Annotated in this window: 24 protein-coding genes; 13 read left to right on the top strand and 11 right to left on the bottom strand. The window is 40.5% G+C overall.

Annotated elements, in window-relative coordinates:
- Positions 1-92 precede the first annotated feature (92 nt).
- The gene (locus ACJZU6_RS06245) at positions 93-1622 is read left to right on the top strand and encodes a SpoVR family protein (protein ID WP_327766217.1); all 1530 of its coding nucleotides are present in this window, start codon (positions 93-95) and stop codon (positions 1620-1622) included.
- An 84-nt stretch (positions 1623-1706) separates the two neighbouring features.
- Here ACJZU6_RS06245 and fadR read toward each other — a convergent pair whose 3' ends face one another.
- Positions 1707-2558: a fatty acid metabolism transcriptional regulator FadR gene (gene fadR, locus ACJZU6_RS06240; RefSeq protein WP_080157963.1), complete on the bottom strand. Its 852-nt coding sequence runs from the start codon at positions 2556-2558 to the stop codon at positions 1707-1709.
- A 520-nt stretch (positions 2559-3078) separates the two neighbouring features.
- Here fadR and nhaB point away from each other — a divergent pair.
- Complete coding sequence (gene nhaB / locus ACJZU6_RS06235; protein ID WP_080157964.1) at positions 3079-4668, top strand: Na(+)/H(+) antiporter NhaB; 1590 nt, start codon at positions 3079-3081, stop codon at positions 4666-4668.
- 142 nt (positions 4669-4810) lie between these two features.
- Positions 4811-5323, top strand: a complete 513-nt coding sequence (gene dsbB / locus ACJZU6_RS06230; RefSeq protein WP_080157965.1) for a disulfide bond formation protein DsbB — start codon at positions 4811-4813, stop codon at positions 5321-5323.
- Positions 5324-5412: 89 nt separating this feature from the next.
- Here the strand turns inward: dsbB and ACJZU6_RS06225 are convergent, their stop codons facing one another.
- Positions 5413-5838, bottom strand: a complete 426-nt coding sequence (locus tag ACJZU6_RS06225) for a (deoxy)nucleoside triphosphate pyrophosphohydrolase (protein ID WP_080157966.1) — start codon at positions 5836-5838, stop codon at positions 5413-5415.
- On the bottom strand, positions 5838-6491 hold the full coding sequence (locus ACJZU6_RS06220; protein WP_408900817.1) for a YecA family protein: 654 nt from the start codon (positions 6489-6491) through the stop codon (positions 5838-5840). Before ACJZU6_RS06220 ends, ACJZU6_RS06225 begins: the two co-directional genes overlap by 1 nt.
- Before the next feature lie 182 nt (positions 6492-6673).
- Between ACJZU6_RS06220 and ACJZU6_RS06215 the strand changes: the two genes are divergently transcribed.
- The 3 genes from ACJZU6_RS06215 (at position 6674) to ACJZU6_RS06205 (ending at position 9397) form a co-directional block, all read left to right on the top strand.
- Positions 6674-7351, top strand: coding sequence for an NAD-dependent epimerase/dehydratase family protein (locus ACJZU6_RS06215; protein WP_080157968.1), 678 nt, complete (start codon positions 6674-6676; stop codon positions 7349-7351).
- A 76-nt stretch (positions 7352-7427) separates the two neighbouring features.
- On the top strand, positions 7428-8384 hold the full coding sequence (dusC, locus tag ACJZU6_RS06210; RefSeq protein WP_408900816.1) for a tRNA dihydrouridine(16) synthase DusC: 957 nt from the start codon (positions 7428-7430) through the stop codon (positions 8382-8384).
- Between the two features lie 146 nt (positions 8385-8530).
- Entirely contained in the window at positions 8531-9397 is an 867-nt protein-coding gene (locus tag ACJZU6_RS06205) for a neutral zinc metallopeptidase (RefSeq protein WP_080157970.1), read from the top strand.
- Between the two features lie 90 nt (positions 9398-9487).
- Here the strand turns inward: ACJZU6_RS06205 and ACJZU6_RS06200 are convergent, their stop codons facing one another.
- Entirely contained in the window at positions 9488-9931 is a 444-nt protein-coding gene (locus tag ACJZU6_RS06200; RefSeq protein ID WP_080157971.1) for a YcgN family cysteine cluster protein, read from the bottom strand.
- Between the two features lie 292 nt (positions 9932-10223).
- Here ACJZU6_RS06200 and ACJZU6_RS06195 point away from each other — a divergent pair, with 292 nt between their 5' ends.
- Entirely contained in the window at positions 10224-10475 is a 252-nt protein-coding gene (locus ACJZU6_RS06195) for a YkgJ family cysteine cluster protein (protein WP_080158164.1), read from the top strand.
- A gap of 30 nt (positions 10476-10505) precedes the next feature.
- On the opposite strand, the gene ACJZU6_RS06190 is transcribed toward ACJZU6_RS06195, so the two are convergent.
- On the bottom strand, positions 10506-10751 hold the full coding sequence (locus ACJZU6_RS06190) for a TIGR02647 family protein (RefSeq protein ID WP_107276370.1): 246 nt from the start codon (positions 10749-10751) through the stop codon (positions 10506-10508).
- Positions 10752-11033: 282 nt separating this feature from the next.
- Positions 11034-11906 carry a Tim44 domain-containing protein gene (locus ACJZU6_RS06185; RefSeq protein ID WP_080157973.1) on the bottom strand — a complete coding sequence of 291 codons (873 nt, stop codon included), beginning with the start codon at positions 11904-11906 and terminating at the stop codon, positions 11034-11036.
- Between the two features lie 409 nt (positions 11907-12315).
- On the opposite strand from ACJZU6_RS06185, the gene ACJZU6_RS06180 reads away from it, so the two are divergent.
- The 3 genes from ACJZU6_RS06180 to ACJZU6_RS06170 all read left to right on the top strand — a co-directional run bounded on the left by ACJZU6_RS06180 (position 12316) and on the right by ACJZU6_RS06170 (position 15410).
- A complete protein-coding gene (locus ACJZU6_RS06180) occupies positions 12316-12720 on the top strand; it encodes a TM2 domain-containing protein (RefSeq protein WP_080157974.1) in 405 nt (134 codons plus the stop codon).
- 200 nt (positions 12721-12920) lie between these two features.
- On the top strand, positions 12921-13517 hold the full coding sequence (locus ACJZU6_RS06175; protein ID WP_080157975.1) for a TetR/AcrR family transcriptional regulator: 597 nt from the start codon (positions 12921-12923) through the stop codon (positions 13515-13517).
- 18 nt (positions 13518-13535) lie between these two features.
- Positions 13536-15410, top strand: coding sequence for an MFS transporter (locus tag ACJZU6_RS06170; protein ID WP_408900815.1), 1875 nt, complete (start codon positions 13536-13538; stop codon positions 15408-15410).
- A gap of 55 nt (positions 15411-15465) precedes the next feature.
- Here ACJZU6_RS06170 and menE read toward each other — a convergent pair whose 3' ends face one another.
- The 5 genes from menE to ACJZU6_RS06145 all read right to left on the bottom strand — a co-directional run bounded on the left by menE (position 15466) and on the right by ACJZU6_RS06145 (position 21800).
- Positions 15466-16890 (bottom strand): o-succinylbenzoate--CoA ligase, encoded by a 1425-nt coding sequence (menE, locus tag ACJZU6_RS06165; protein WP_408900814.1) that lies wholly within the window; start codon positions 16888-16890, stop codon positions 15466-15468.
- Positions 16878-17852 (bottom strand): o-succinylbenzoate synthase, encoded by a 975-nt coding sequence (menC, locus tag ACJZU6_RS06160; RefSeq protein ID WP_080157978.1) that lies wholly within the window; start codon positions 17850-17852, stop codon positions 16878-16880. Before menC ends, menE begins: the two co-directional genes overlap by 13 nt.
- An 87-nt stretch (positions 17853-17939) precedes the next feature.
- Positions 17940-18752: a 2-succinyl-6-hydroxy-2,4-cyclohexadiene-1-carboxylate synthase gene (menH, locus tag ACJZU6_RS06155; RefSeq protein ID WP_408900813.1), complete on the bottom strand. Its 813-nt coding sequence runs from the start codon at positions 18750-18752 to the stop codon at positions 17940-17942.
- Positions 18736-20469 carry a 2-succinyl-5-enolpyruvyl-6-hydroxy-3-cyclohexene-1-carboxylic-acid synthase gene (menD, locus tag ACJZU6_RS06150; protein ID WP_408900812.1) on the bottom strand — a complete coding sequence of 578 codons (1734 nt, stop codon included), beginning with the start codon at positions 20467-20469 and terminating at the stop codon, positions 18736-18738. Before menD ends, menH begins: the two co-directional genes overlap by 17 nt.
- A complete protein-coding gene (locus ACJZU6_RS06145; protein ID WP_080157980.1) occupies positions 20466-21800 on the bottom strand; it encodes an isochorismate synthase MenF in 1335 nt (444 codons plus the stop codon). The genes menD and ACJZU6_RS06145 overlap by 4 nt, the downstream gene beginning before the upstream one ends.
- A 399-nt stretch (positions 21801-22199) precedes the next feature.
- On the opposite strand from ACJZU6_RS06145, the gene ACJZU6_RS06140 reads away from it, so the two are divergent.
- The 3 genes from ACJZU6_RS06140 to ACJZU6_RS06130 all read left to right on the top strand — a co-directional run bounded on the left by ACJZU6_RS06140 (position 22200) and on the right by ACJZU6_RS06130 (position 25532).
- On the top strand, positions 22200-23414 hold the full coding sequence (locus ACJZU6_RS06140; RefSeq protein ID WP_080157981.1) for a pyridoxal phosphate-dependent aminotransferase: 1215 nt from the start codon (positions 22200-22202) through the stop codon (positions 23412-23414).
- Between the two features lie 166 nt (positions 23415-23580).
- Positions 23581-24165, top strand: coding sequence for a 5'-deoxynucleotidase (yfbR, locus tag ACJZU6_RS06135; protein WP_080157982.1), 585 nt, complete (start codon positions 23581-23583; stop codon positions 24163-24165).
- The gene (locus tag ACJZU6_RS06130) at positions 24165-25532 is read left to right on the top strand and encodes an anti-phage deoxyguanosine triphosphatase (protein WP_408900811.1); all 1368 of its coding nucleotides are present in this window, start codon (positions 24165-24167) and stop codon (positions 25530-25532) included. The genes yfbR and ACJZU6_RS06130 overlap by 1 nt, the downstream gene beginning before the upstream one ends.
- Positions 25533-25747: the final 215 nt, after the last annotated feature.

Raw genomic sequence — 25747 nt, 5'->3', positions numbered from 1 at the left:
ATGATACTAACCATAATCGGCACAGCATAAGCCTTGTGCCGATTTATACCAACTTATCAGTATCGAGTGGACAAACATGGGGAGATTGAGTGATGGCAATAATGACAACAACAAAACCACTCAGTGATGGACCAGATTGGACTTTTGATTTGCTTGAACAATATCACGTTGAAATTAAGCGTGTAGCTGCACACTATCGCCTTGATACTTACCCAAATCAAATTGAAGTTATCACTGCCGAACAAATGATGGATGCCTATTCCAGTATCGGAATGCCTATCAACTATCACCACTGGTCATTTGGTAAGCGCTTTATTGAAACTGAGCGAGGCTACAAACATGGCCAGATGGGCTTAGCCTATGAGATCGTAATTAATTCCGACCCTTGTATCGCTTATCTGATGGAAGAAAACACCATTACTATGCAAGCCCTCGTAATGGCACATGCATGTTATGGGCACAACTCTTTCTTTAAAAGCAATTACCTGTTTAAAACTTGGACTGATGCCAGTTCTATCATTGATTATCTATTGTTTGCCCGTAAATATATTACAGAATGCGAAGAAAAATATGGGGTTGATGATGTAGAAAAACTGCTCGATTCATGTCATGCCTTGATGAATTATGGCGTTGATCGCTACAAGCGCCCTCAAAAAATATCACTAGTTGAAGAAACTGCACGCCAGAAGGCCCGTGAAGATTATTTGCAATCTCAAGTCAATTCTTTATGGCGCACCATTCCCCAACACCAAGCCAAAGAAACCATATTAGAAGAAGAACGTTTTCCATCAGAACCACAAGAAAACATTCTCTATTTCTTTGAAAAACACGCCCCACTACTGGAACCATGGCAACGAGAATTAGTGCGCATAGTACGTAAAGTTAGCCAATATTTTTACCCACAAAAACAGACCCAAGTCATGAACGAAGGTTGGGCAACATTTTGGCATTATTCAATTCTAAACCACCTCTATGATGAAGGATTGGTAACAGATCGATTCATCATGGAATTTTTACACAGCCATACTAATGTGGTCGCACAACCTGAATACAATAGCCCTTATTACAATGGCATAAATCCTTACGCGTTAGGATTTGCAATGTTCCAAGATATTCGTCGTATTTGTGAGCATCCAACCGAAGAAGATAAATATTGGTTTCCTGATATTGCTGGATCAAATTGGCTCGATACTCTCCATTTTGCAATGGAAAACTTCAAAGATGAAAGCTTTATAAGCCAGTTTTTATCACCAAAATTAATGCGTGACTTTAAGCTTTTCGCTGTCGATGATGATGACCGTCATAACTATGTTGAAGTCAGTGCTATCCATAATGAAGAAGGTTATCGCGCCATTAGAGAAAAGTTATCGTCTCAATACAACCTCAGCAATAATGAGCCTAACTTACAAGTTTGGAACGTGGCACTTCGAGGAGATCGTTCATTAACATTACGTTATATTCCACACAATCGAATACCATTAGCAGACAGTCATGCCGAAGTGATAAAACACCTGCACCGACTATGGGGATTTAGAGTGACCCTCGAAGAGGAATTACCAGATGGACGTGGAAAAATTATAGCAACTTGTCCGGCAAATACGCAGTACAACACTGATATATAACAACAGCCTCAGCCACAATATAAAAAAGGGGGAACCAACATAACGTTGATTCCCCCGTTTTAATTTTTTTAAGAACAGTAACTATTACTGTTCTTCTTCATATAAATATTTAGAGATTTTAACGCGATGGGTATACCAAATCGCCCCACTTTCTCGGCCATATTTTTTAATGCGATCAGCAACTAACTCTGGTTGATGACCATCACAGTATGATTGCAAATCACTATAGAAATTAAGCGCTAATTGACATGCTTCTGGATTCATAAAGTAATAACCGCCAACGCGAGTATAAATTTTACGTAATCCATTAATTGTCAGCACATATAGCGTATTACCTGATTTTCCTGCCATTCCTTGGAATAAACGGTAATCATAGTAATTAAAAGCACGGGCTCGACAAACTTCCTCACATAACTGAGGATCATTTTTACCGTATTTATCAACGATCTTCTTTACTTCTTGCAGTAAATCTAATCGATCATCACTATTTTCAATAAACTCAGCAAAACTCTCAGCTGCGAGTAATCGTTGACATGATTCAATTACATGTTGAATTAATTCACTGGAATTTTCTGGATTACCTTTGACAGCATAACGCATAAAAACACTACTGATATCAGTACGAGCCGCTAATAAATCAGCTAATACGCGTTGAACATCCTGTCCATCTAATGTAATTAACGTATCTAAAATGCTTAAACCAGAGGTCTCCATGTAATTATTTACACGGGTAGGTTTACCATGTTGAATAGTTAGCCAACCATCTCGAGCCAAACGTTGTAATACTTCACGCAGCGTTGTTCGAGTTACGCCAATCAGTTCTGAAAGTTCACGTTCAGCAGGAAGAATAGAGCCCTGAGGAAAGTGATTATTCCAGATACTTTCAATAATGTATTTCTCAGCAAACGTCGCTGGGCTATCTGCCTTAATAACCATCTAAGTTCAATCCAATTCGCTTCTTGTTTATATTATTTATTAACACTCATCATACCACTAGTTGTTCAATAGCTGAAATCTAGTACATAACTCTGACATAGCGCAGATAGATATGTACAAAAATAAACCATCTATCCCCTTAAAGGTTGCATTGGTTGCATTATTTTATCAGCTAGCGATATTTTGCCTTTAACATTCTGTATATTGTACCCTTAATGTCTTAGGTATCACCCTCAGTTTGTGATGAAAATGTCATAATAATTTTACATAGTTATGTCTGCGATTGACTAATCATTTTCAATCGGTAAAGTTATCATTAACAAACTGGGAGCAAATGGACGCTGCTGCCTGCTTTAAGTTAAATATCATCATCGGTTATTTATGGTGTTTATCTTAAAGAACTTATCACTGCTAAAAATTCTTGGCATGACGCCATCAATTCTCTGCTGATTAGTGCTCGCGGGCGGCTTTTAGACCATTTCGTACCTTTAAATTTGCACTAATAATAAGAGATTCAAACATGGCTATATCGCTAGGGAATGCCTTCATAAAGAACTTTTTAGGTAAGGCGCCTGACTGGTACAAGATTGCAATTATTTCTTTTCTTATCATTAACCCACTGGTTTTCTTTCTCGTTGATCCTTTTGTTGCTGGTTGGTTATTGGTAGTGGAATTTATTTTCACTTTAGCAATGGCACTTAAATGTTACCCGCTCCAACCTGGTGGCTTACTTGCTATTGAAGCTGTCGCCATCGGCATGACCAGTGCTGAACAAGTAAAGCACGAGCTTGTTGCAAATATCGAAGTATTATTACTGCTTGTCTTTATGGTGGCTGGCATCTACTTCATGAAGCAGCTGTTGCTGTTTATTTTCACCAAAATACTCATTAGCATAAAATCTAAGATACTGCTTTCTCTCGCTTTTTGTATCATGGCGGCATTCTTATCTGCCTTCCTTGATGCATTAACCGTTATTGCCGTCGTTATTAGTGTAACGGTTGGCTTCTATAGCATTTATCATAAAGTCGCTTCAGGGCAAGATCCAAGCGCCAATCATGATCATACCGATGATGATCATGTTCAAGAACTGAGCCGTGACGATTTAGAAAACTACCGTGCCTTTTTACGTAGTTTATTAATGCATGCCGGTGTAGGTACGGCACTCGGTGGTGTAATGACCATGGTTGGTGAACCACAAAACTTAATTATTGCCGATCAAGCGGGTTGGCAATTTGGTGAGTTCATTATTCGTATGTCACCGGTTTCTATTCCAGTGCTAATTTGTGGTCTCTTTACCTGTGTGTTGATTGAGAAATTTAAAATTTGTGGTTATGGCGCAAAATTACCTGAAAATGTTCGCACGATTTTGGTTGATTTAGACAACGAAGAACGTAAACGTCGCACTAACCTTGATTACGCTAAATTTATCGTTCAAGGTATTATTGCGGTATGGTTAATTGTTGGTCTAGCAATGCACTTAGCGGCGGTAGGATTAATCGGTTTAACGGTCATTATTTTTGCAACCGCATTTACAGGCATAACTGAAGAACATGCATTAGGAAAGGCGTTTGAAGAAGCTTTACCTTTTACCGCACTACTTGCAGTCTTTTTCTCGGTCGTTGCCGTTATCATTGATCAACAACTATTTACGCCAATTATCGGCTGGGTGTTAAGCCTTGAAGGTAGTTCACAATTGACCATGTTCTATATTGCCAATGGTGTCTTGTCGATGGTTTCAGATAATGTGTTTGTTGGCACGGTATACATTAATGAAGTTAAAGCAGCATTACTTCATGGTGTTATCGATCGCAATCAATTTGATATGTTAGCTGTTGCTATCAATACTGGTACTAATTTACCGTCAGTGGCGACACCTAATGGTCAAGCGGCCTTCTTATTTGTTCTAACCTCTGCGTTGGCACCGCTCATTCGACTTTCTTACGGACGTATGGTGTATATGGCTTTACCTTATACAATCGTATTAACCTTTGTGGGTTTAGCCGGTATTGAACTGTTATTAGTTCCGATGACTGATTGGTTTTATAGTATGAATTGGTTAACACAAGGCACAGTAGATGCTGCGGCATTAATTCCTGCGGTAGGTCATTAAAAGAACACAATCGACTTATATGACGATTTACTTATCTTCAGAGCTATGATTGAATAACGTTCAGTAATAAGTGCCATTTATCATTTCAAGGCCCTGATGTTCAGGGCTTTGTTTTATCCAGTTAGCCATTAGAGTATCCAGAATGAAAGTGCTTAATTCTTTTTCAAAAACACGTTTAGCTTGGTTGCTATTGCTACTGTCCATTATTTTCTTTGAAAGTTCTGCACTCTTTTTTGAACATGTAATGAAACTCGCACCCTGTGTAATGTGTGTTTATGAACGTGTTGCAATGATGGGGATTGGTATTGCCGCTCTAATTGGTTTATTGGCGCCTAAAAATGGCCTATTACGCTGGTTAGGATTAGCTGGCTGGGGATTTAGTGCTTACCGTGGTCTTGAATTAGCCTATCAACATGTAGGATTTCAATTTAACCCATCACCCTTTGCTACTTGTGATTTATTTGTCCAATTTCCTTCATGGGCACCACTTAACCATTGGGTTCCATGGATGTTTGAAGCCTATGGTGATTGTGCCAAAGTGGTATGGACCTTCCTTGATCTTTCAATGCCACAATGGCTAGTAATCATTTTTGCTGCCAACCTTATTGTTTGGGCCGTCATGGTTATTGCACAATTTTTTGGTAACAAGCGCTAAGCTATTACAGCTACATAAAAAACGAATATAAAAAAAGCGAAGCACAATGCTTCGCTTTTTTTATGCGCCACTATAGTAGCAACGTGTACTTAGCTAATATCGCTATCTCTTGAAGCTATATACTGTTGTAACGCGGCAATAATAGGATAATCAGCAGCACAAAACTGATAATCCGCTAATTGTCGTAATGAAACCCACGCTATTTTTTGATGGCTATTGAGCATAATATCCCCTTGCCGCCAATGGGATAAATAACCTTTAAGCTCAACGACTTTATCACCATAATCAAACACACTATCAGCAAGCCACATTCCCGTTGTAGTCGTTATCGACAGCTCTTCAGACAGTTCTCGTTCAAGGGCTTGTATTGGGGTTTCACCCTGCTCAACTTTGCCACCAGGAAATTCCCACAGCCCCCCCTGACTCGCATCATCAAACCGTTGGGCAATAAAATAATATCCCTGCTTTTCAATCACCCCCGCAACAACAATGACATGTGGCTTTGCTATTGTCATTACAGCGTTTTACCACAACATTGTTTAAATTTCTTGCCACTTTCACATGAACAAGGATCGTTACGTCCAATACCTTTAAATGGATTAATTGCTTGAGCTCCAGAACCTATTTGCAATTGATCCGCCGCCATCATCACTTCGGTTAGCATTAAAGGTAACTGTGTATATAACTCACTGGCTGCCGGCATACCAGTAACACCCGCTTGTTCCATTTGCGCCAATGTTGCCGCTTCATCCACCAGTAACATTAATGTCGTTAATAGTGCTGACAACATGCGCATGGTGCCATCAGAAACGGTTTGCTGTTGCCAATTAGGCTCAATGAATGCCCACACAGCCAAAAATCCTTGCGCAAACTCACGTAACGCATTTTGATTACTGCCATCTTGCTGCCAAATCAAATTCGTTGGTAATTGGTATTCACCCGCTTTAACCTTACGATATTGCATTTCAAAATGACTAAGAATTGGCATTTTATCGGCGTCATCAACCATGACAACCGCAGCTTCATCACCACCACCATTGATTAAAACTGGCAGCCATATTTCTGGCTCCATTGGCTTTGGGTTAGCATTCGCAGCAAATAAAGCACCTTCAATAAAAGCCGCTGACATCCCTTGCCAATGTGATGGTAACGTCATTAATGTATTCATTCGATGTCCTACAGGTTAATTCTTTTGATTCACTTTGCCGCTATTATACGTCGAATATGCATGGCAATAGCCATAACGACACCATTAATCGCCGTTAATCGCTAAAATTTGATAAAGTTAAAAGCAAATTAAATAAAAATACGTTATTTATAGCCCTCGACTTATATATGATGGATACACTTATGTCACCCCGTTCACTGAATGCGATTATTGCTGGAGCCAGCGGCTTAGTCGGTACTGAGCTATTACATCAATTACTCGACCACCCACGTTTTGATCATATCTACGCTTTAGCTCGTCGACCATTACCTTTTCATAGTAAGAAATTACACCAAATTATAGACAGTCAATTACGTATTATTGCTTGGGAGAATGATCAACCCGTACCTGAATATGGTTTTATCTGTTTAGGAACAACCAAAAAAAAGGCGGGCACAAAACAAGAGCTTGAAGCGATTGACGTTGATTTAGTTAAAAATGTCGCTATTACGATGAAAAATTTGGGTGTAAAGCACCTTTTCGTGGTATCCAGCTTAGGCGCCTCTAAATACTCCCCTTCTCATTATTTACGCTGTAAAGGGAAGATGGAACAAGCATTAACCACTTTAGCATTTGAACATTGTGTCTTTGTTCGTCCAGGTCCACTTAAAGGCGAACGAAATCAACCCCGCCAAGATGAATTAGTTATTCAACGTATTTTTGATGTTATTCATCCATTAATGGTTGGCCCACTGCAACACTACCTGCCTATTCCTGCCGAAGATGTCGCAACCAGTATGCTAAAACTAGCCATCACATGTGATAAGCACCAATTACGACCAACCACAATTATTTCAGGCTATCATCTACAATCAAAGTAAAAACAAAGATGACAAATTAGCCAACTCGCACTAGACTCTTGCCCCTTAGCTATTTACCAGTAGAGCAAACACCCCTATGCGAGTTATTTTAGGCCCGATGGAAGGCGTATTAGATCATCTAATGCGTGAGATGCTAACCGAGATTAATGACTATGATCTTTGCGTAACTGAATTTGTACGTATCATTGATAGCCTACAACCCAATAGTGTTTTCTATCGTTTATGTCCTGAATTACATCAAGGCGGTAAAACACGCTCTGGTACACCAGTTCGTGTTCAACTATTAGGTCAAGATCCACAATGGATGGCTGAAAATGCTCACCGTGCGTGTAACCTTGGTTCTGCTGGCATCGATATTAACTTTGGTTGCCCAGCCAAAGCAGTAAATAAAAGCCGTGGTGGTGCGGTATTACTAAAAGAACCTGAGTTAATCTATCAGATAGTAAAAGCCACTCGTGCCGCGGTTAATCCAACCAAACCTGTAACCGCTAAGGTACGTTTAGGTTGGGATGATCCGCAACAATGCTTTGAGATTGCCGACGCAATTGCGCAGGCTGGCGCTGATGAAATGGTTATTCATGCTCGAACAAAAAATGATGGTTATAAAGCAGACACCATCAAATGGGATTACATTCGTCAACTTCGCCAGCATGTTACATTACCGATTATTGCCAATGGCGAAGTCTGGAGCCATGCTGATGGCCAGGCATGTTTAGCCGCAACCCATACTGATGCATTAATGGTTTGCCGTGGTGCATTAAACTTACCCAATTTAGGTAATGTGGTTAAATATAACCAAGCCCCGATGACATGGGAACAAGTGTTAGCCTTATTATTAACCTACTCGCAATTTGAAATCAAAGGCGATAAAGGCTTATATTACCCCAACCGTGTTAAACAATGGTTTGCTTATTTACGTCATCAATATCCACAAGCGAAATTATTATTTACTGATATTCGTTGTCTCAATAAAGCAGCGCCAATTATTGAACGATTAGAACTTGCACAACAACAATTGTCGTTAACCGCTTAAAAAATATATCTAATCATAGCGTTAGATATATTCACGGCTATCACTCGCTGGCTCATCAATATATTCTTGTTAAGAAAAATACCACTAACGTATGTTTTTGAGCCATTATTTAATCAGCGACTCCCCACAAAAGTAAAGGATTGATAATGCGTTGGAAGAATTCTCGCCAAAGCTCAAACATTGAAGATCGACGTGGCGATAGCCCTGCTCAAGCTGGTCTACCAGCGGCAGGATTATTGCGTTTAGTTCCCTTACTGATGCGCAGTAAAATAGGTCGAATCATTTTAGTCATCGGCGGCTTATTTTTAGCTTTTCAATATTTCACTGGTGGCGGTTCCTCCCTTGGTCTACAACAATCTCACACACCGAAGAAAGCCGCACTACAATCAAATGATGAGAATAAGCAATTTGTCGCCGCTATTCTTGGTACCACAGAAAGTGTTTGGGACAAGCAACTATCGGGGAAATATCAACCACCAACACTAGTGCTGTATAACAATGTTACTCGCACAGGTTGTGGCACAGGTTCAGCACAAACGGGTCCCTTTTATTGCCCTGCAGATCAAAAAATCTATCTTGATCTTGGCTTTATTAAAGAGCTTAATAAATTAGGCGCACCAGGTGATTTTGCCTTTGCATATGTTATCGCTCATGAAGTTGGTCACCATGTTCAAAAGTTACTTGGTACGAGTGATAAAGTGCATCAACTACAACAGCGAAGCGATAAAATCACCGCCAATAAACTCAGTGTAAAGTTAGAGCTTCAAGCCGACTGCTACGCTGGTGTTTGGGGTCACTATGTCAATCAACAAGGCATGCTTGATGCGGGTGATATAGAAGAAGGGATCAATGCTGCTAGTGCCGTTGGCGATGATCGTTTACAAAAATCAGCAGGACAAGCTGTACAGCCAGATGCCTTTACCCATGGCAGTTCACAACAGCGTATTTCATGGTTTAAAAAAGGTTTTAAATCAGGCGATCCAAAAGTCTGTAATACTTTTGCTCGTCCATAATTTGCACTAAGAGTGTAATCAAATTAAAAATGCCCTCGAAACGGTCAGTGACGAGGGCATTTTTTATTAAATCAACAAACAATTAGCGGCTTATTCACTAATACGATTAGGATGATTTAGGATGTGGTCTTCCCAATCAATCACGTCGATTTCATACACGATTTTATTGCGCACAGATTCATCTGCAGCATGCATTGCTTCTTTAGACCCCGTGATCAATGGGTGCCACTCAGGTAAAGGTTTACCCTCAGCAAGCAAACGATAAGCACATGTTTCAGGTAGCCATACAAACTCATCAATGCGCTCACGAGTTAATTTAAGACACTCTTCGCCTGACTCAAATCGGTTTGCGTAATCTTTACATGAACATGTTTGATTATCGAGCAGACTACACGCGACATTGGTGTAATAAATATCATCGGTATCATCATCAATTAACTTATGTAGACAACATTTACCGCAGCCATCACAAAGTGATTCCCACTCTTGATCTGTCATTGTCGCTAAGTCTTTCTGTTGCCAAAAATGGGTCATGATACTTACACCAGTATTGTTATTTGTGTCGTTCAATACGCCACAATAATGAATGAGCTTATCAAAAAATAAAGCAGGCGGTTTTTATAGCGATCAATACGGTAAACTGCAAATTAAAAATACCTATTAATCACCAATACCGACAGAAATAATAGCTATTATCATTTAGCGTAGGAATAAATTACCAACCTGTAAATAATCGAGATCGATAAAATCACCAAGTCATTTGGCTTTTAGGATTAACAATGGTAATTTGCGCAACCAATTTGTAAAGCAGAAAGAGATAAATATGATGGAATGTCGTTTGGGTTGTGGAGCATGCTGTATTGCTCCGAGTATATCATCTTCGATTCCAGGAATGCTGAATGGTAAACCTGCGGGGGTACGTTGCGTGCAGTTAAATGAAAACAATTTATGCAAACTCTTTGGTCACCCAGAACGCCCAGCGGTGTGTCATAATTTTAAAGCTTGCTCTGATATTTGTGGTAATACCAACGAGCAAGCCTTAACAATTATTACCGAGCTTGAGCAAATAACCGAGTGATTATTGCTGTTTGCTTACTGAAGAATAATGCTATTCTTTGGCCGCGCCAGTCAGAATACGTAATGCATTTTTAGCATTTTCTACCACTTGATGGCCAGAATATGTCAAATATCCTCCATCCTCTTCAGTCACTAATCCTTTCGCATACAAACGTTGCGCTGCAGAGATAACAGTAGGACTTGCATCGCTATGAACCTTAATACCTTCCATATTGCTGTGCATAGGGAATTTTACCAGCAGATTCATTTCATCAACGATATCGGGAGTGTACAGCATAGTCACCTCTTAATATGGAAAATCCCAGTGGGATAAATAATCTATTATTAATATTAGCGTTTGTTGGTAAGAAAACTAGGTGCAGAGATCAATATCTGAAGATCTTTCTCTACCAAGATGAGATCCACGTCAAAAAATTGAACATCTATCAGTCATTAAGTTTCAGCGTTGTATGAAAAACAACCTAAGTTATTGAGAGATATAAAAAAGCCGCTTCACAAAATCATCATAATATATGAAACAATTTGCTATTAGCGGCTTTTTGACTGTTCTTTGTCGCGATTATGCTTGAATACCAACAATTAACCATGGTGCATTAGGTTTGCGTAAATCACGCTCTAAATGCCATACATCATTAATATCTTCTTCTACACCTTCAACGCTATCTTTATAACGGCCACTGAACTTAATACTTAACTGAGCCATATTTGCATCATGATCAGCACGTACAAGTTCTGCATCAACGTACATCACTTCTGTATGTTGTTCTTCAGACAGCTTTGCACGCTCAGCAGTTAAATCCACTAATAAAGCGGGAGACACGTACTCACGAATTTTTTCTAATTCGTTATGATTCCATGCGCCTTGAATAATACGATAATGATCACGCGAACCATTTAGGAATGCATTCATATTAAAGTTTGGCGGTAAGTTAAACGGCACATCGCTATCTGTTGATTCAAAACCAGATGATTGTTGTTGTGCTGCACCTTGACGGAATTGTTGCTGTTGTTGACGTTGCTGTTGAGGCTGACGAGGAGAATTTCCAGCATAAGACTCACGGTGCCCCATCGGTGTACCTTTATTCGCACGCATTGCTTTAAATAGTTTAAACAATACAAAAGCAATCACACCGATAATAAGAATATCCATAAACTGGATACCATCAAATGCGCCACCAAAGAAAGCGGCTAACAAACCACCAGCAAGAAGACCACCTAACAAACCACCCATTAGGCCTTTTTTCGCCGATGATGCTGCGGTTGGATTTTGTTTACGAATAGTGTCAGTCTGTTGTGGTTGCTGCTTACGAACCGGAGCGGTTTTAAAGCTTTTACCAAATGACTTACCACCACCGAATCTTTTTGCTTCTGCATGTGATGCTGTAAACGATACAGCCACAATAAGAGCAAATACGGTAAAAAAGCGTTTCATAATAATCGATATACCTTCGTCATTAACTCTAAGCATCGTAGCTATTCGCTACAAAATGTCAATTTAATCACTCATTAAAATTGTTACTAACGTTTAACATCTATTACGCATATTTCAAATAATAAATTAAACGCAGAATAATCAGACATCTAACACTAATAATACAGGCATCATTTTACGTATTTTTTTATATAATTAAACATAAAGCCATTTAATGCGCATAGTTATGCGTAATAAATTGAACTAATACAACCTAAAAGGTGAAAATTCCAATATCATTCCATATATTATCCGCAGTAAACGTTTATTATTATATACTGTTTTTTATGTCATCAACGAAAGTTAACAATATCTGTTCAACAATGTTACTTTCATTAATTATTATGATCTTTTCTCAATGGAGCTAGCTATGCAAGAGAACAATACACATAGTAAATTTGTGGGTTATCTATTGTGGATTTTTGGTTTTACAGGTGCTCACCGTTTTTATTATGGTAAACCAGTAACAGGTACCATTTGGTTTTTAACACTCGGTTTGTTTGGCATTGGCTGGTTAATCGATTTATTTTTAATCCCGTCAATGAACCGTGAATCTGATTTACGCTTCGCCGGCGGTGAAATTGATTATAATATTGCGTGGCTACTATTAACCTTCCTTGGTGTATTTGGTGTTCATCGCATGTACATGGGTAAATGGTTAACTGGTATTCTCTATCTATGTACTTTTGGCTTTTTCCTCATCGGTATTTTAATCGATTTTTGGACGCTAAATGATCAAGTGTCGCTTGAAAATATCAAAAAACAAAAAGCATAGTATTTATATTTGATGACTCATATTGTGGCATTATATGCACCGCTTATTACAGCCGCATCAATGCCGCAATACTTACATTATGTGAAATTTATAATTTCCATAATGGTTCAAAATAACAATTATTAGAATAATTAAAAAAGCAGTCTATCACTAGGCTAATTACGACAACTGCAAACATATTTAAAGAGTATAATTCCATGATGGCAAGAAGAAATGACCACACCCGCGAAGAATTGGTAAGTATGACTCTTGAGCAAGTAAAAAACTTTCTCGATGAGCACCCACACCATGAACTGAGCTTACGTAAAGTCGCGGCGATGATTGGCTATGTTCCAAGTACTTTAGTGAATGTGTTTGGTAACTATAATCTATTACTCCTTCATGCCGTAGCTCAAACACTTGACGAATTATTCCAACAAGCAGAAATGTGTGTTCGCGACTCAACCTCTTCTCAAGAAGCACTGCGTAATCTTGCTTTCTGTTATCTTGATTTTGCTACCGCACACCCTTATCGCTGGCAGTTAATTTTCCAACATACCATGAATGGCGAAGATCTACCTGAATGGCAAACAGATCGTATTGATAATATGACGGGTATGCTTGAAGCGTTAATTGGCCAAATTAATGGTGAGATGAGCGATAAAGAAGTACTTGAAGCTAGTCGTGTTATCTGGGCTGGTGTTCACGGTATTACATTATTAACTGTAGACGATAAATTATTCACCTCAACACCTGTTGATGGTAAAGCATTGATCAATAATTTATTAGATACCTACCTTAATTCATGGCATAAATAATTTAACGAGAACAACAGAATGTCCCCTAAACCTCAGTCAAGCTTATTAACTAAACGACGGTTTTTACCTTATTTTCTAACACAGGCTTTAGGGGCATTTAATGATAATGTTTATAAAAACATTCTATTGATTTTCATTGCTTATGCTTCAGTACACACACTTCCACTTAATGCTGATCTATTAATTAATTTAGCTGCGGGATTATTTATTCTGCCCTTTTTCTTATTTTCAGCCTCAGCCGGTATTCTCGCTGATATTTATGATAAAGCGAAAATAATGCGAATAGTCAAACTGGCTGAAGTTATTATTATGTGTTGTGCTGCCATTGCCTTTATTTACCAAAGTTATCTATCGCTATTATTTTTGTTGTTTTTGATGGGCACCCAGTCTGCATTTTTTGGCCCAGCTAAATATGCATTATTACCTCAACACCTTAAAAAAAGTGAATTAGTCTCTGGCAATGCACTGGTTGAAACCGGCACATTTCTGGCTATTTTACTTGGCACTATTATCGCTGGTGTTATTGCTAACAGTGACAATAGCCGTTACATTGCTGCCATTAGTGTGATTCTGTTTGCTATTTTAGGCTATGTCACTTCGCTGGCGATTCCACCAGCACCACCCAGCCAACCTCATATCAAATTTCATTGGCGTCCATGGCAACAAACGCGTCATACCATGAAAATTGCCCAGCAAGATAAAATCATATTTCAATGTATCATCGGTATTAGTTGGTTTTGGTTCCTTGGCGCGTGTTACTTAACCCAGTTCCCGAATTTTGCCAAATCCAATTTAGGTGGCCAAGCCTCTTCTGTTTCTTTCTTACTGACCTTATTTTCAATCGGTATCGCTATTGGTTCAATGTTATGTGATCGATTATCACACCACCGTATTGATCCCGGCATCGTTCCTATCGGCTGTTTTGGCATCAGTCTGTTTGGTTTCGGGCTCTACGCCATGACCCCAAGTATTATTCCGGTTAGTGACTCTATCTTAACGTTTGTGGCACAACCCTCACTATGGCCTGTTTTTATCTCGCTATTGTTGCTCGGTGTCGCTGGCGGTATTTTTATTGTGCCGCTGTATACTTTAATGCAACAACGTGCCCAAGAAGATCAACGCGCTCAAATTATTGCAGCTAATAATATTTGGAATGCGGTATTTATGGTGATCAGTGCCATTACTGCCATTATTTGTTTATCACTACTACACCTGTCTATTCCTCAATTTTTCTTATTATTATCAGGATTAAACGGCTTAGTCTTAGTATATATCTATTTTCAAGCCCCTGATTTTTTCTGGCGTTTCGTGGTATGGATTGTCACTCACACCATGTACCGCGTTCAGCATCAAAATCTTAACAACCTTCCTCAACAGGGAGGTACATTGCTCGTTTGTAACCATGTTAGCTATATGGATGCGTTATTATTAGCAGGCGCTTGTCCTCGCCCTATTCGCTTTCTAATGGACGAAAACATTTATAACTTGCCACTTGTGAATACCTTTTGTCGTGCTTGCAAAGCGATTCCTGTTGATTCAAATGATAGAAAATCTGTCCGTACTGCATTTGCACTCGTTGCGTCTTATTTAGAGAATGGCGATATTGTGTGTGTATTTCCAGAAGGACACTTAACGCAAGATGGTGAAATAGCCCCTTTCATGCGAGGCATCGATTTAATCATTAAGCGTTCAAGCGTTGCGGTGATCCCTGTTGCTTTACAAGGATTATGGGGCAGTTATTTTAGTCGCGAAGGTGGACATGCCTTACTAAAATGGCCGAAACGGTTTTGGTCAAAGGTGACCATTGTTGCTGGAGATTGTGTACATTCAGAAGCAACCAATAGCCAATTACTGCGTCAACAAGTCATCGAATTACGTGGTAATAAGCGCTAAAATAAAAAGGCGAAGCCATAATGCTTCGCCTTTATACTCATATCTGTTTTTAGTTTTAATCTTGTGATGCTAACCACTTAGTCAAATCTGAACGAGAAACCTTTACATTTTGAGTAAAGCATTCAGGTAATGAAAGATAGCGAATCGGTCGCTTATGTGGCGCTACATTTTGCGACATATAAGTCACAAGCTGATCGACTAAATAACTGTCTAACGGTTGCGCTGTGGTTACTATTGCCACCGGTCTAGCACCAAAGTCATGATCATCTATTGGCAGTACAATAACTTGATTAACCGCGGCGTGTTGTAATAACACTTGTTCGATATCTTCAGGTTGTACATTTTCCCCCCCTGAAATGAACATATTATCAGCACGACCTCGAATAAATAATTCATCATCATGCCACTCACCTAAGTCTTTGGTTGCAAACCAATTATCATCGTCATCATAGCCCAATAACGAAAAAATCGTATTATTGCGGTAATATCCTAAACATAATACTTTACCGCGTACCCAAATTTCACCCTCACGTAAGATAAGCTCACGATTAGGTAACACCGTCCCAACACCCGCACTACTATTGGCACGTTTAGCGGTTATAGTTGATGCCATTTCTGTCATTCCATAACCACTCCAACATTCAATCCCGGCTTGCTCTGCTGCCGTGGTTAAACTCACCGGAATGGTAGCCCCACCCAATAGCACTTGTTGTAACTTGTGCTGGTGTGCATAGTCAGAATCAAGAAAGCGTTGCAATTGCGTTGGCACCAATGAAGCATGACTGACCCATTGTAGTGCTTGTTGCTGTAATGCTGGTTCTACCAAGATGATACGTGCACCACGGTATAGCCATCGCCAAACAATCGCTAATCCTGAAATATGAAATAACGGCAGTGACAATAGCCAACTATCGTCAGCGGTAAAGGTCATTTGCTTTAATAACCCACTCGCACTGGCTAAATGCGATTGTGGATGGTGCACAACTGCTTTAGGTAAACCTGTCGAACCTGATGTTAACGTCAGTGAAACCGGACGGTGTTCTTGCCACATCACCGGAATAATACGTTCAGACGTTACTGCAGGATTCAAAGAAAGCGTATGCCCATGTAATTGTTCTGCCGTATCTATCTCTGGGCACCAAATGTGATCATTATCCAATGCCGTTAATTGCTCAATTAGCACCTTAGCTGGCAATTTAGGATTGAGGCCAACATAACGGGCACCAACACGAATAATCGCTAATAACAGCCACAACACGTCGATACTGTTTGGCGCAACCACTGCAACTAATTGATCGCGTTTGACCCCTTGAGCCACAAGTCGCTGTGCATAAGTTTCAATATTAGCGGTAACTTCAATCCAATTCCACGTAACTGCACCGGCGTTTACATCACCTAATGCAATCGCAATTTCAGTAGGTCTTTGTTCGGCCCAATATTGCCAAGGCCACTTTTGAAATTCTGCTGTTATTTGTGCCATACCATGTCTAATTCAGATAAAGAAATCACTGGTAATTCACAACCAGGCCATGACTGCATTAACTGGGTTTGAAATAATTGCATAGTGTCTAATCCAGGAATCACATTGGGTGTTTGCCATTGTGCTAAACGTGCCAATTGATTTAACCCTAAACTTGATTCAAGACTAGAACTGATCACCGCGGTCAATCCAACAGCATGTGCTTGCTCGATCAATGTAATGCATCGCGCAAGAGAACCAATTAGTGTCGGTTTTATAATAATCGCGGCCACACCAGGTTCAGCTTTTACTTCAAATCCAGCATCGCGTACTGTTTCATCCCAAGCAATATTGATTCCAGTTTGTTGAGCAAACGCTAAACTGTCACTGGGTAAACGACAAGGTTCTTCTAAAAAGGCAATGCCGCTACGGTGTTCAGGCTTAACATACTTCGCAAATTGTTGGGCTTTTAATGGTGTCCATTGACGGTTTGCATCAAGTCGTAATTGCATATCAGGAATCGCTTCCAGTAGCATATTTGCCACAATGCCATCACGTACAGCTTCATACATACCGACTTTAATCTTAGCCACTTTATCACCCGGCATCTGATTAAAACGTTCCACTAAATCATCAGGATCACCACAACATAATGGCGCAACTAAATAATTACCAGTAACGGGAAGTTCAGCGGCCAATTCCGCAATAGCACAACTAATACCAAACGCAACAGAAGGAAAAGCAGCATCTAAATCAAGTGCTTCACCAGCAACCCATTGTGAGAGTAATTGTTGTGCTTGCTCGCCTGCTTCTATAGCAGTTTCAACACTAAACTCTGGTAATGGCGCAATTTCACCATAAGCTAATTGTTGATCTTGGCATAACTCAACCACCCAACCTTCACGTGTAACCAATCGTTGATCTCGTAAAATAACCCCAGAATCCATTGGAAGTTGGTATTGAAATAACTTAGCGCTGCGCATTACATTTCCTTATATTTTGCTAAAGCTGTATCTAACAAACACTCTAGCCAGAAAACAGAGTATCTTCTTTACTTTATAACCTTATTATTAACCAAGAAAGGCTAATAATGCCGTCGTAAAAGCAACAGGTTGTTCAATATGAATATTGTGACCAGCATTATCAATGACTGTCACGGCTAAACCACAAGCCGCAGCTAAGTCTCGAAACTTAGTATCATGCTCACCACAAAGATAATGTACTGGAACAGAAAGCTGTTGTAATTGAGGTAATAATTGTGGCTGTTTAGCAAGCGAGGTCGCCAACATCATTTTAGCAATACCAGCACCTAAATTATCACTTCGTTTAGTAACCAAAGCTTGTCGCTGTGCTGTCGTCAATGATGTAAAAACGGACTGTTGATACCAATCTTGTAATACATCGATTAATGGTTGCTGAGCAAACCGTGCCGCCCAACGCTGATCATGTTGATAGCGAGGCTCTCGTTCAGCACTTGGTAATCCAAAATGCCCGCCTTCAAGCAACACTTTAATTAATCGAGGTCCATTAGAGGATACAGAAGGATCAGCAGCTAATGCACATGCATGATACATAGCTAATCGCGCCCCCATCGAATACCCAATAAGCACGTAATCAGTAACGCCACGATGAGATAAGGTTGTATTCAGTGCGTGATGAATAGCATCAAATCCCCCGTCTAAAGCTGCGGCTGTCATGCCAACATCAACAAACGCACTCAGCCCATGACCGGGTAAATCGATAGTCATGCATTGTTGAGTCATGGCCAGTTGGCTAATCACATAACGCCAATCATGACCATTACCCAATAAGCCATGCAAAAAAACGAGAGTAGGTTGATTAGCATTCGCTTTAGAACCGAAAGTTTCAGAATAAAGTAGCATGCTCAACCTCAGCAAATAATGCCTTTAGCATTGCTCCAGCTTCACCCGCTGGCGTTTTAATTTCAACCAGAGTTGTACCTATATGTGCTTGACCATTACGGATAGCTGTTTCAGCAGCATTCAATGAAGTTGGTGCGCAATACTGTAAACCGAACATCGCCGCCGCATGGCTAAACTCAAACCCATGAGGCATGCGATAAAAATCATCTTTTTGCTGATCAGGCACAGGCAACATATCAAAAATACCACCACCGTCATTATTGGTGACAATAACCACAATCGGGTATTGATGTTGATTCAATAATGCCAATGAATTGAGATCATAGAGTAGCGAAGTATCGCCAATCAGACACACTAATGGCGCTTTACGAGCACGCTGCACACCAGCAGTCGTTGCAATAAGACCATCAATGCCAGACGCACCACGATTAGCAAATGTCGCGGTTAAAGGTAATTTAGCGCACATATCCAACAATCGAACAATCATGCTATTACCCAAAAACAATTCTGTTTGAGGCGCTATCCACGGCATAACTTGTGCGGCTAAGCCTAATTCAGAAAAACGATTACTGTGAGCTGCAACAATATCAAAATAACGTTGCGATGCTTCAGCTAACGGCAGTGCCCATTGTGAATATAGTGACTCAGTTGTTAACGCTATTGCTGCTTGCGCCCATGCATCAATGTTGGCTTGAATACGCTGACTACGGCGATGATGAGAGTCTAATCGTCCAGCCAGCGGATCAATCAGTAAAAACGCCTGCCATTGATGCTGACCAATAAACTGTAATAACCGTTTTGAAACGATACGGCCGCCAAATTGCAGTAGCACCTGCGCTTGTTGAAGATGATGCTGACAGGCACCGTTTTGTAACCAGCCATCAAAGCCAGCATAATCACTACTGCCACCCGCTTGCGGATCCACCAGCAATGGCCAACCTAATATTGACGCTAATTGTTGAACAGTTTTAAGCTCACTCGCCGCTAATCGTCCAGCAACAATCACCCCTTTCTGAGCACATAATGCTTGCCATTGTGTTGCATCAATAGTTGCCATTGCCGATGACAATAGCGCTTGATGCTGACAGTAAGGGATAGCATCCTGCTGCCATTGTGCAACAGGGGTAAGGTAATCACTAAAATCAACATCATCGCCATACAACGGTTCTGGATAATGACAGTTAAAATGTACCGAACCACCACGCAATTGTTGCTGCTGCATCGCATCATCAATAGCACATAACAACCAATTAGGACTAATATCCAAACTTGGACTTGGTATATCTAAAAAGTGACTTACATGATCAGAAAAGATCCCATGCTGCCGAATCGCTTGGTTGGCACCACATTGAAGTAATTCAGCGGGGCGATCAGAGGTTAACAGTACCAGTTTTTCACCAGTAAGCCCTGTTTCAGCCACCGCAGGTAATAAATTCGCGACCGCAGTACCCGATGTCACAATAACCGCTACCGGAGATTGAGATGCTTTAGCTAAACCTAAAGCTAAAAAACCCAAACCTCGCTCATCAAAATGGGTATGAATCGTAAGTTGCGTTAGTTTTGCTGCCGCTAACGTCAATGGTGTCGAACGAGAACCTGGCGCAATACAGACATGTTGCACACCCAGTCTCATTAACTCTTCAAGCATTAAGCTTGCCCAACAACCATTTAATGCAGCTCGGTATGATTGGCTCGTTGTTAATGGTGGCTGTATCATGCGCTTTTATATCCCATCTTATCCATAATATTCACATCATCAGAACAGGGTTGTTCAAACAAACTGCACAGGGTGGATGTTTTACGATCGAGCTCTTTCCATTCACTATCGGCAACAGAACCCGGCACAATACCCGCCCCTGCAAACAAATGTAAATCATCACCACTGATCATCGCACTACGTATCGCGACACAAAACTCACTGTGTTTTTGTCCAATGTACCCCACAGCACCGCTATACCAACCACGGGCAAATGGTTCGTGATCTGCAATAAAATTTAACGCCGCATCACGGGGTAAACCAGCAATAGCCGCCGTTGGCTGTAGGCTATCAAGTAGATTGGCACTAAAAACAGCATCATTAAGCTGACCATCAATACTGCGTTTTAAATGCTGCACTTTGCGTAACTGCACCAATTCAGGCACTGGCGCAACATTCATTGATTCACACTGAGGAACCAAACGTTCAACAATATCATCAACCACTAAACGGTTTTCATAGCGATTTTTTGTATCCGCCAATAACCACTGTGCCAATTGTTGATCTTCTTGAGTATCGGCTCCGCGTCCAATCGTGCCCGCCAGAGCTTCTGTTTGTAATGCACGCTCATGACGTTGAAATAAACGCTCAGGTGTCGACCCAACAAAACAATGCTCAGCATCTAGCGCCATTAAAAAATGGAAACTATTACTATTACTGGCGCGACTTGCTTTAAGCAATTGTGCTGGCAATACGGGATGATCAAGTTGCAATGTTGTGCGTCGAGCCAACACCACTTTTTCAAATTCATCATTAGCGATTCCCGTCAGAGCTTGATCAATCATGGTTGACCAACCTGCAAAGTCAGGGCTATAGCTACGACTTAAAATACGGCTATCAATATCAGTGACGATATCAGGGCTGATAACGATTTTTTCTAACATCGCTAACATACGCGGCTTATCGTCACTCATATTTGCAGCAAGGTGCCACTCACCATCAAAACGAATGATTTCAAGTAATGGCAAAAAGAAGAAAGACGACAGGCAACGTCGATTACGATCGGTATGCCCATCAAAAGAACGTCCACCCCAAACACGCTGATCGTCATTAATCACTTGTTCAGCGATTAACGGATCGGTAAACGTTTTTATCTGCCCTAAAGCAACCACTTCTTCACGGCAATCTCGAGATTGCCAATAGAATTTAGGAAATAAAGATTGCGCATCCATCCAATCAATTAAATCAGTATTTGCAGGCAGTTCTAGTTTTACTAGTAATCGTTGAGTTGTTGCTGATGCTTGTTTAATGTTAGCAATCAATAATGCAACGGCTTGTTGTAACGCAGTCAAGATAACCTCGCTCAGCTAAATATCACCAATACGGCTCATCCCTGGCTGAAAGATAAAAATATGCCAATCATGGACATACTTGGTTCTTTGCTAATAATCGTTCTTATTTCAATGGTTACTTAGCTAGAAAACCATTGATTATCAGCAAAGACGAATGATCTGAGTATTCTACCTCACTCAATAGCATCTGACTAATGAAGTAACGTCATTCCTTTTGGCTATATTTCAGCATAAATAGCTGAACCTTAACAATAACTGTAGTTAATACCACAGCTAGTATGGGTTCGAAATAACACAAAAAACTATTTTTCCAAATTTTATGCTGAAAGGTGTTCCTTTAAACTGGTTTTATAGTGTAATTTGTGGAGATACTAAAAATTATCATCAGGAAAGTATTATATGCAAAATTTCGGGATGTCATCCAAGCTCAATAATGTTTGTTATGACATACGTGGTCCCGTTCTTAAGCATGCAAAACGCATGGAAGAAGAAGGCCAAAAAATACTTAAGCTTAATATTGGCAATCCGGCGCCATTTGGGTTTGATGCCCCTGATGAAATTCTGGTTGATGTGATTCGTAACTTGCCAACATCACAAGGCTACTGTGATTCAAAAGGCATTTATTCGGCGCGTAAAGCCGTAGTACAGCATTATCAAAAAAGTGGCTTATTAGACATCGATGTTGAAGATGTTTTTATTGGTAATGGTGTCTCTGAATTGATTGTAATGGCAATGCAAGCATTACTAAATCATAAAGATGAAATTTTAGTACCGTCCCCTGATTACCCATTATGGACGGCCGCTGTATCACTTTCTGGTGGCACCGCGGTACATTACACCTGTGATGAGCAATCTGATTGGTACCCAGATCTTGATGATATTAAAAAGAAAATTGGGCCTCATACACGTGGTATCGTACTGATCAACCCTAATAACCCAACCGGTGCTGTTTATAGCCGTGAGTTTTTATTAGAAATTGTTGAAATTGCACGTCAGCATAATCTGATTATTTTTGCCGATGAAATCTACGATAAAATTCTCTATGACGGTGCAAAACACACTTCGATTGCACCATTAGCACCAGACGTATTCTGCATCACGTTTAATGGCCTGTCTAAATCATACCGAGTATGTGGTTTCCGTGCGGGTTGGATGGTGTTATCTGGCGCAAAACACAAAGCAAAAGGCTATATTGAAGGCTTAGAAATGCTGTCTTCTATGCGCTTATGTGCCAACGTACCGATGCAACATGCGATTCAAACAGCACTTGGTGGTTACCAAAGTATCAATGAATTAATTTTACCCGGTGGCCGCTTACTAGAGCAACGCGATAAAGTTTATGATCTATTGACTCAAATTCCTGGGGTTTCATGTGTAAAACCTAAGGGCGCACTGTACTTATTTCCCAAACTAGATCAGAAAAAGTTCAATATCGTTGATGACCAACGCTTTGCAATGGATTTCTTACTCCAAGAAAAAGTCTTAGTGGTTCATGGCACTGGCTTTAACTGGAAACAACCGGATCACTTCCGTATTGTTACCTTGCCTCGAGTTGATGATCTTGAACTAGCAATGGTGCGTTTAGAGCGCTTCCTGCACAGCTATCGTCAATAACAACCACGATAATAATACCGTTAAATAACGCCTCTCATTAGCCTCGATTTTTATCGAGGCTTTTCTTTATTCGCACCGTCAAACCATTCACAACTAATTCCCCCACCAACCCAACAGTATTGGTATACTCAAGCCATCAGTATTTTAGCTATAAGGGAACTCTCCCATGGAAAAAAGCCATTTTTTTGCGCATCTCGCTCGAATGCGTTTAATTCAACGCTGGCCACTCATGCGTTGTGTTGAAACTGAAAATATTTCAGAGCACAGTCTTCAAGTCGCTTTTGTCGCTCATGCGCTAGCACTGATTAAAAACCGTAAGTTTGGCGGCAATGTTAATCCTGAACGTATTGCATTATTAGGCATGTTTCATGATGTCAGTGAAGTGATCACCGGGGATATGCCAACCCCGATAAAATACTTTAACCCTACCATTGCTGAAGAATACAAAAAGATCGAGCTCGCTGCTGAACAAAAATTACTGTCGATGCTACCTGAAGAATTTCATGATGATTACGCACCACTGCTTGATAGCCACAAATTAGATCCTGAAAATGCCGCTATCGTGAAACAAGCCGATACTTTATGTGCTTATCTCAAATGCCTAGAAGAATTAAGTGCAGGTAATCATGAATTTACTAAGGCAAAAAAACGCCTAGAAGAAACCTTAGCTGAACGCCGCACACCTGAAATGGACTACTTTCTTACCACCTTTGCCGATAGCTTTAATTTAACGTTAGATGAGATCAGCTAATGACAGCTTTTATTATTGATCCTTGTTGGCAGCAACGTCACAGCGACGAACAAAAAATGCGTCGCGATGATCACCGCTCGGCCTATCAACGTGATCGTGCACGAATCTTACACTCAGCCGCATTTCGACGTCTGCAAGCCAAAACCCAAGTACATGGTGCTGGCAATCATGATTTCTACCGCACCCGTTTAACTCACTCACTTGAAGCCTCACAGATAGGCACTGGCATTGTGGCACAGCTAAAATTAAAACAGCCCCAATTCCATTCATTACTCTCATCAACCAGTTTGATGGAGAGCCTTTGTCTGGCACATGATATTGGTCATCCCCCGTTTGGTCATGGTGGTGAAGTTGCATTAAATTATATGATGCGCAATCACGGGGGTTTTGAAGGTAATGCGCAAACCTTCCGTATCGTTACTTTACTGGAACCCTACACTGAACATTACGGCATGAACCTTTCTCGGCGTACGTTATTAGGGCTACTTAAATACCCAGCATTACTGAGCCAAACAACAGCAGCAGAACGCGCTGCGGATGTGATGAACTTTCGTCATTTAAAAGCCAAACAATGGCACCCAGCAAAAGGGATTTATGATGATGATAAAACGGTCTTTGATTGGGTCTTAGCACCATTATCAGAGCACGACCGTCAATTATTTAAACAAATGCGTAATCACTCACCACGACCCGATCAACATAATAAAACACGCTTTAAATCACTTGATTGTTCAATCATGGAATTGGCGGATGATATCGCTTATGGGGTTCATGATCTTGAAGATGCAATCGTGATGGGAATCGTTAATCGCGATCAATGGCAAGAAGCTGTCGCATCAAAAATTGCTGAATGTGGTGATCCATGGCTAGAGCAACGAATTGGTGAAATAAGTGAACATATGTTTGCTAGTCATCATCAACGTAAAGATGCAATCGGCGCGTTAGTTAATGCTCTACTCACTTCAATTAGTATTGCACCAACCATTCAAGATGGCTTGCACAGTTTTGAAGAGCCATTATTAAAGTGGAATGCCTTTCTATCACATCCAATGGAAAATGCATTGAATGTGTTGAAACAATTTGTCAGTGATTATGTGGTTAAAAAGCCTGAAATTCAGTTACTAGAATATAAAGGCCAACAATTAATCATGGAATTGTTTGATGCGTTTGCATCAGATCCTGAACGTTTATTGCCAGAAGCAACGCGTAAGCATTGGCAGCATGCGGTAGATAAAGGCGACAATGAAATGCGAATCATCGCTGATTATATTTCAGGTATGACAGATGGCTTTTCGCAGCGGCTGTACAACACTCTCTTTCAACCATCAATTACCTTGGAAATAGGTAACGAAGGGCATGGGGTGTAGAGGGGCGAGGGTCAAGGGTCAAGGGTCAAGGGTCAAGGGTCAAGGGTCAAGGGTCAAGGGTCAAGGCTCAAGGCTCAAGGCTCAAGGCTCAAGGCTCAAGGCTCAAGGCTCAAGGCTCAAGGCTCAAGGCTCAAGGCTCAAGGCTCAAGGCTCAAGGCTCAAGGCTCAAGGCTCAAGGCTCAAGGCTCAAGGGTCAAGGGTCAAGGGTCAAGGGT

The sequence above is a fragment of the Photobacterium piscicola genome, assembly GCF_046058925.1.
GTDB lineage: Bacteria > Pseudomonadota > Gammaproteobacteria > Enterobacterales > Vibrionaceae > Photobacterium > Photobacterium piscicola.
Note: the sequence above shows the minus strand (reverse complement) of the source record. Positions and strands in the feature narration are given on the sequence as shown.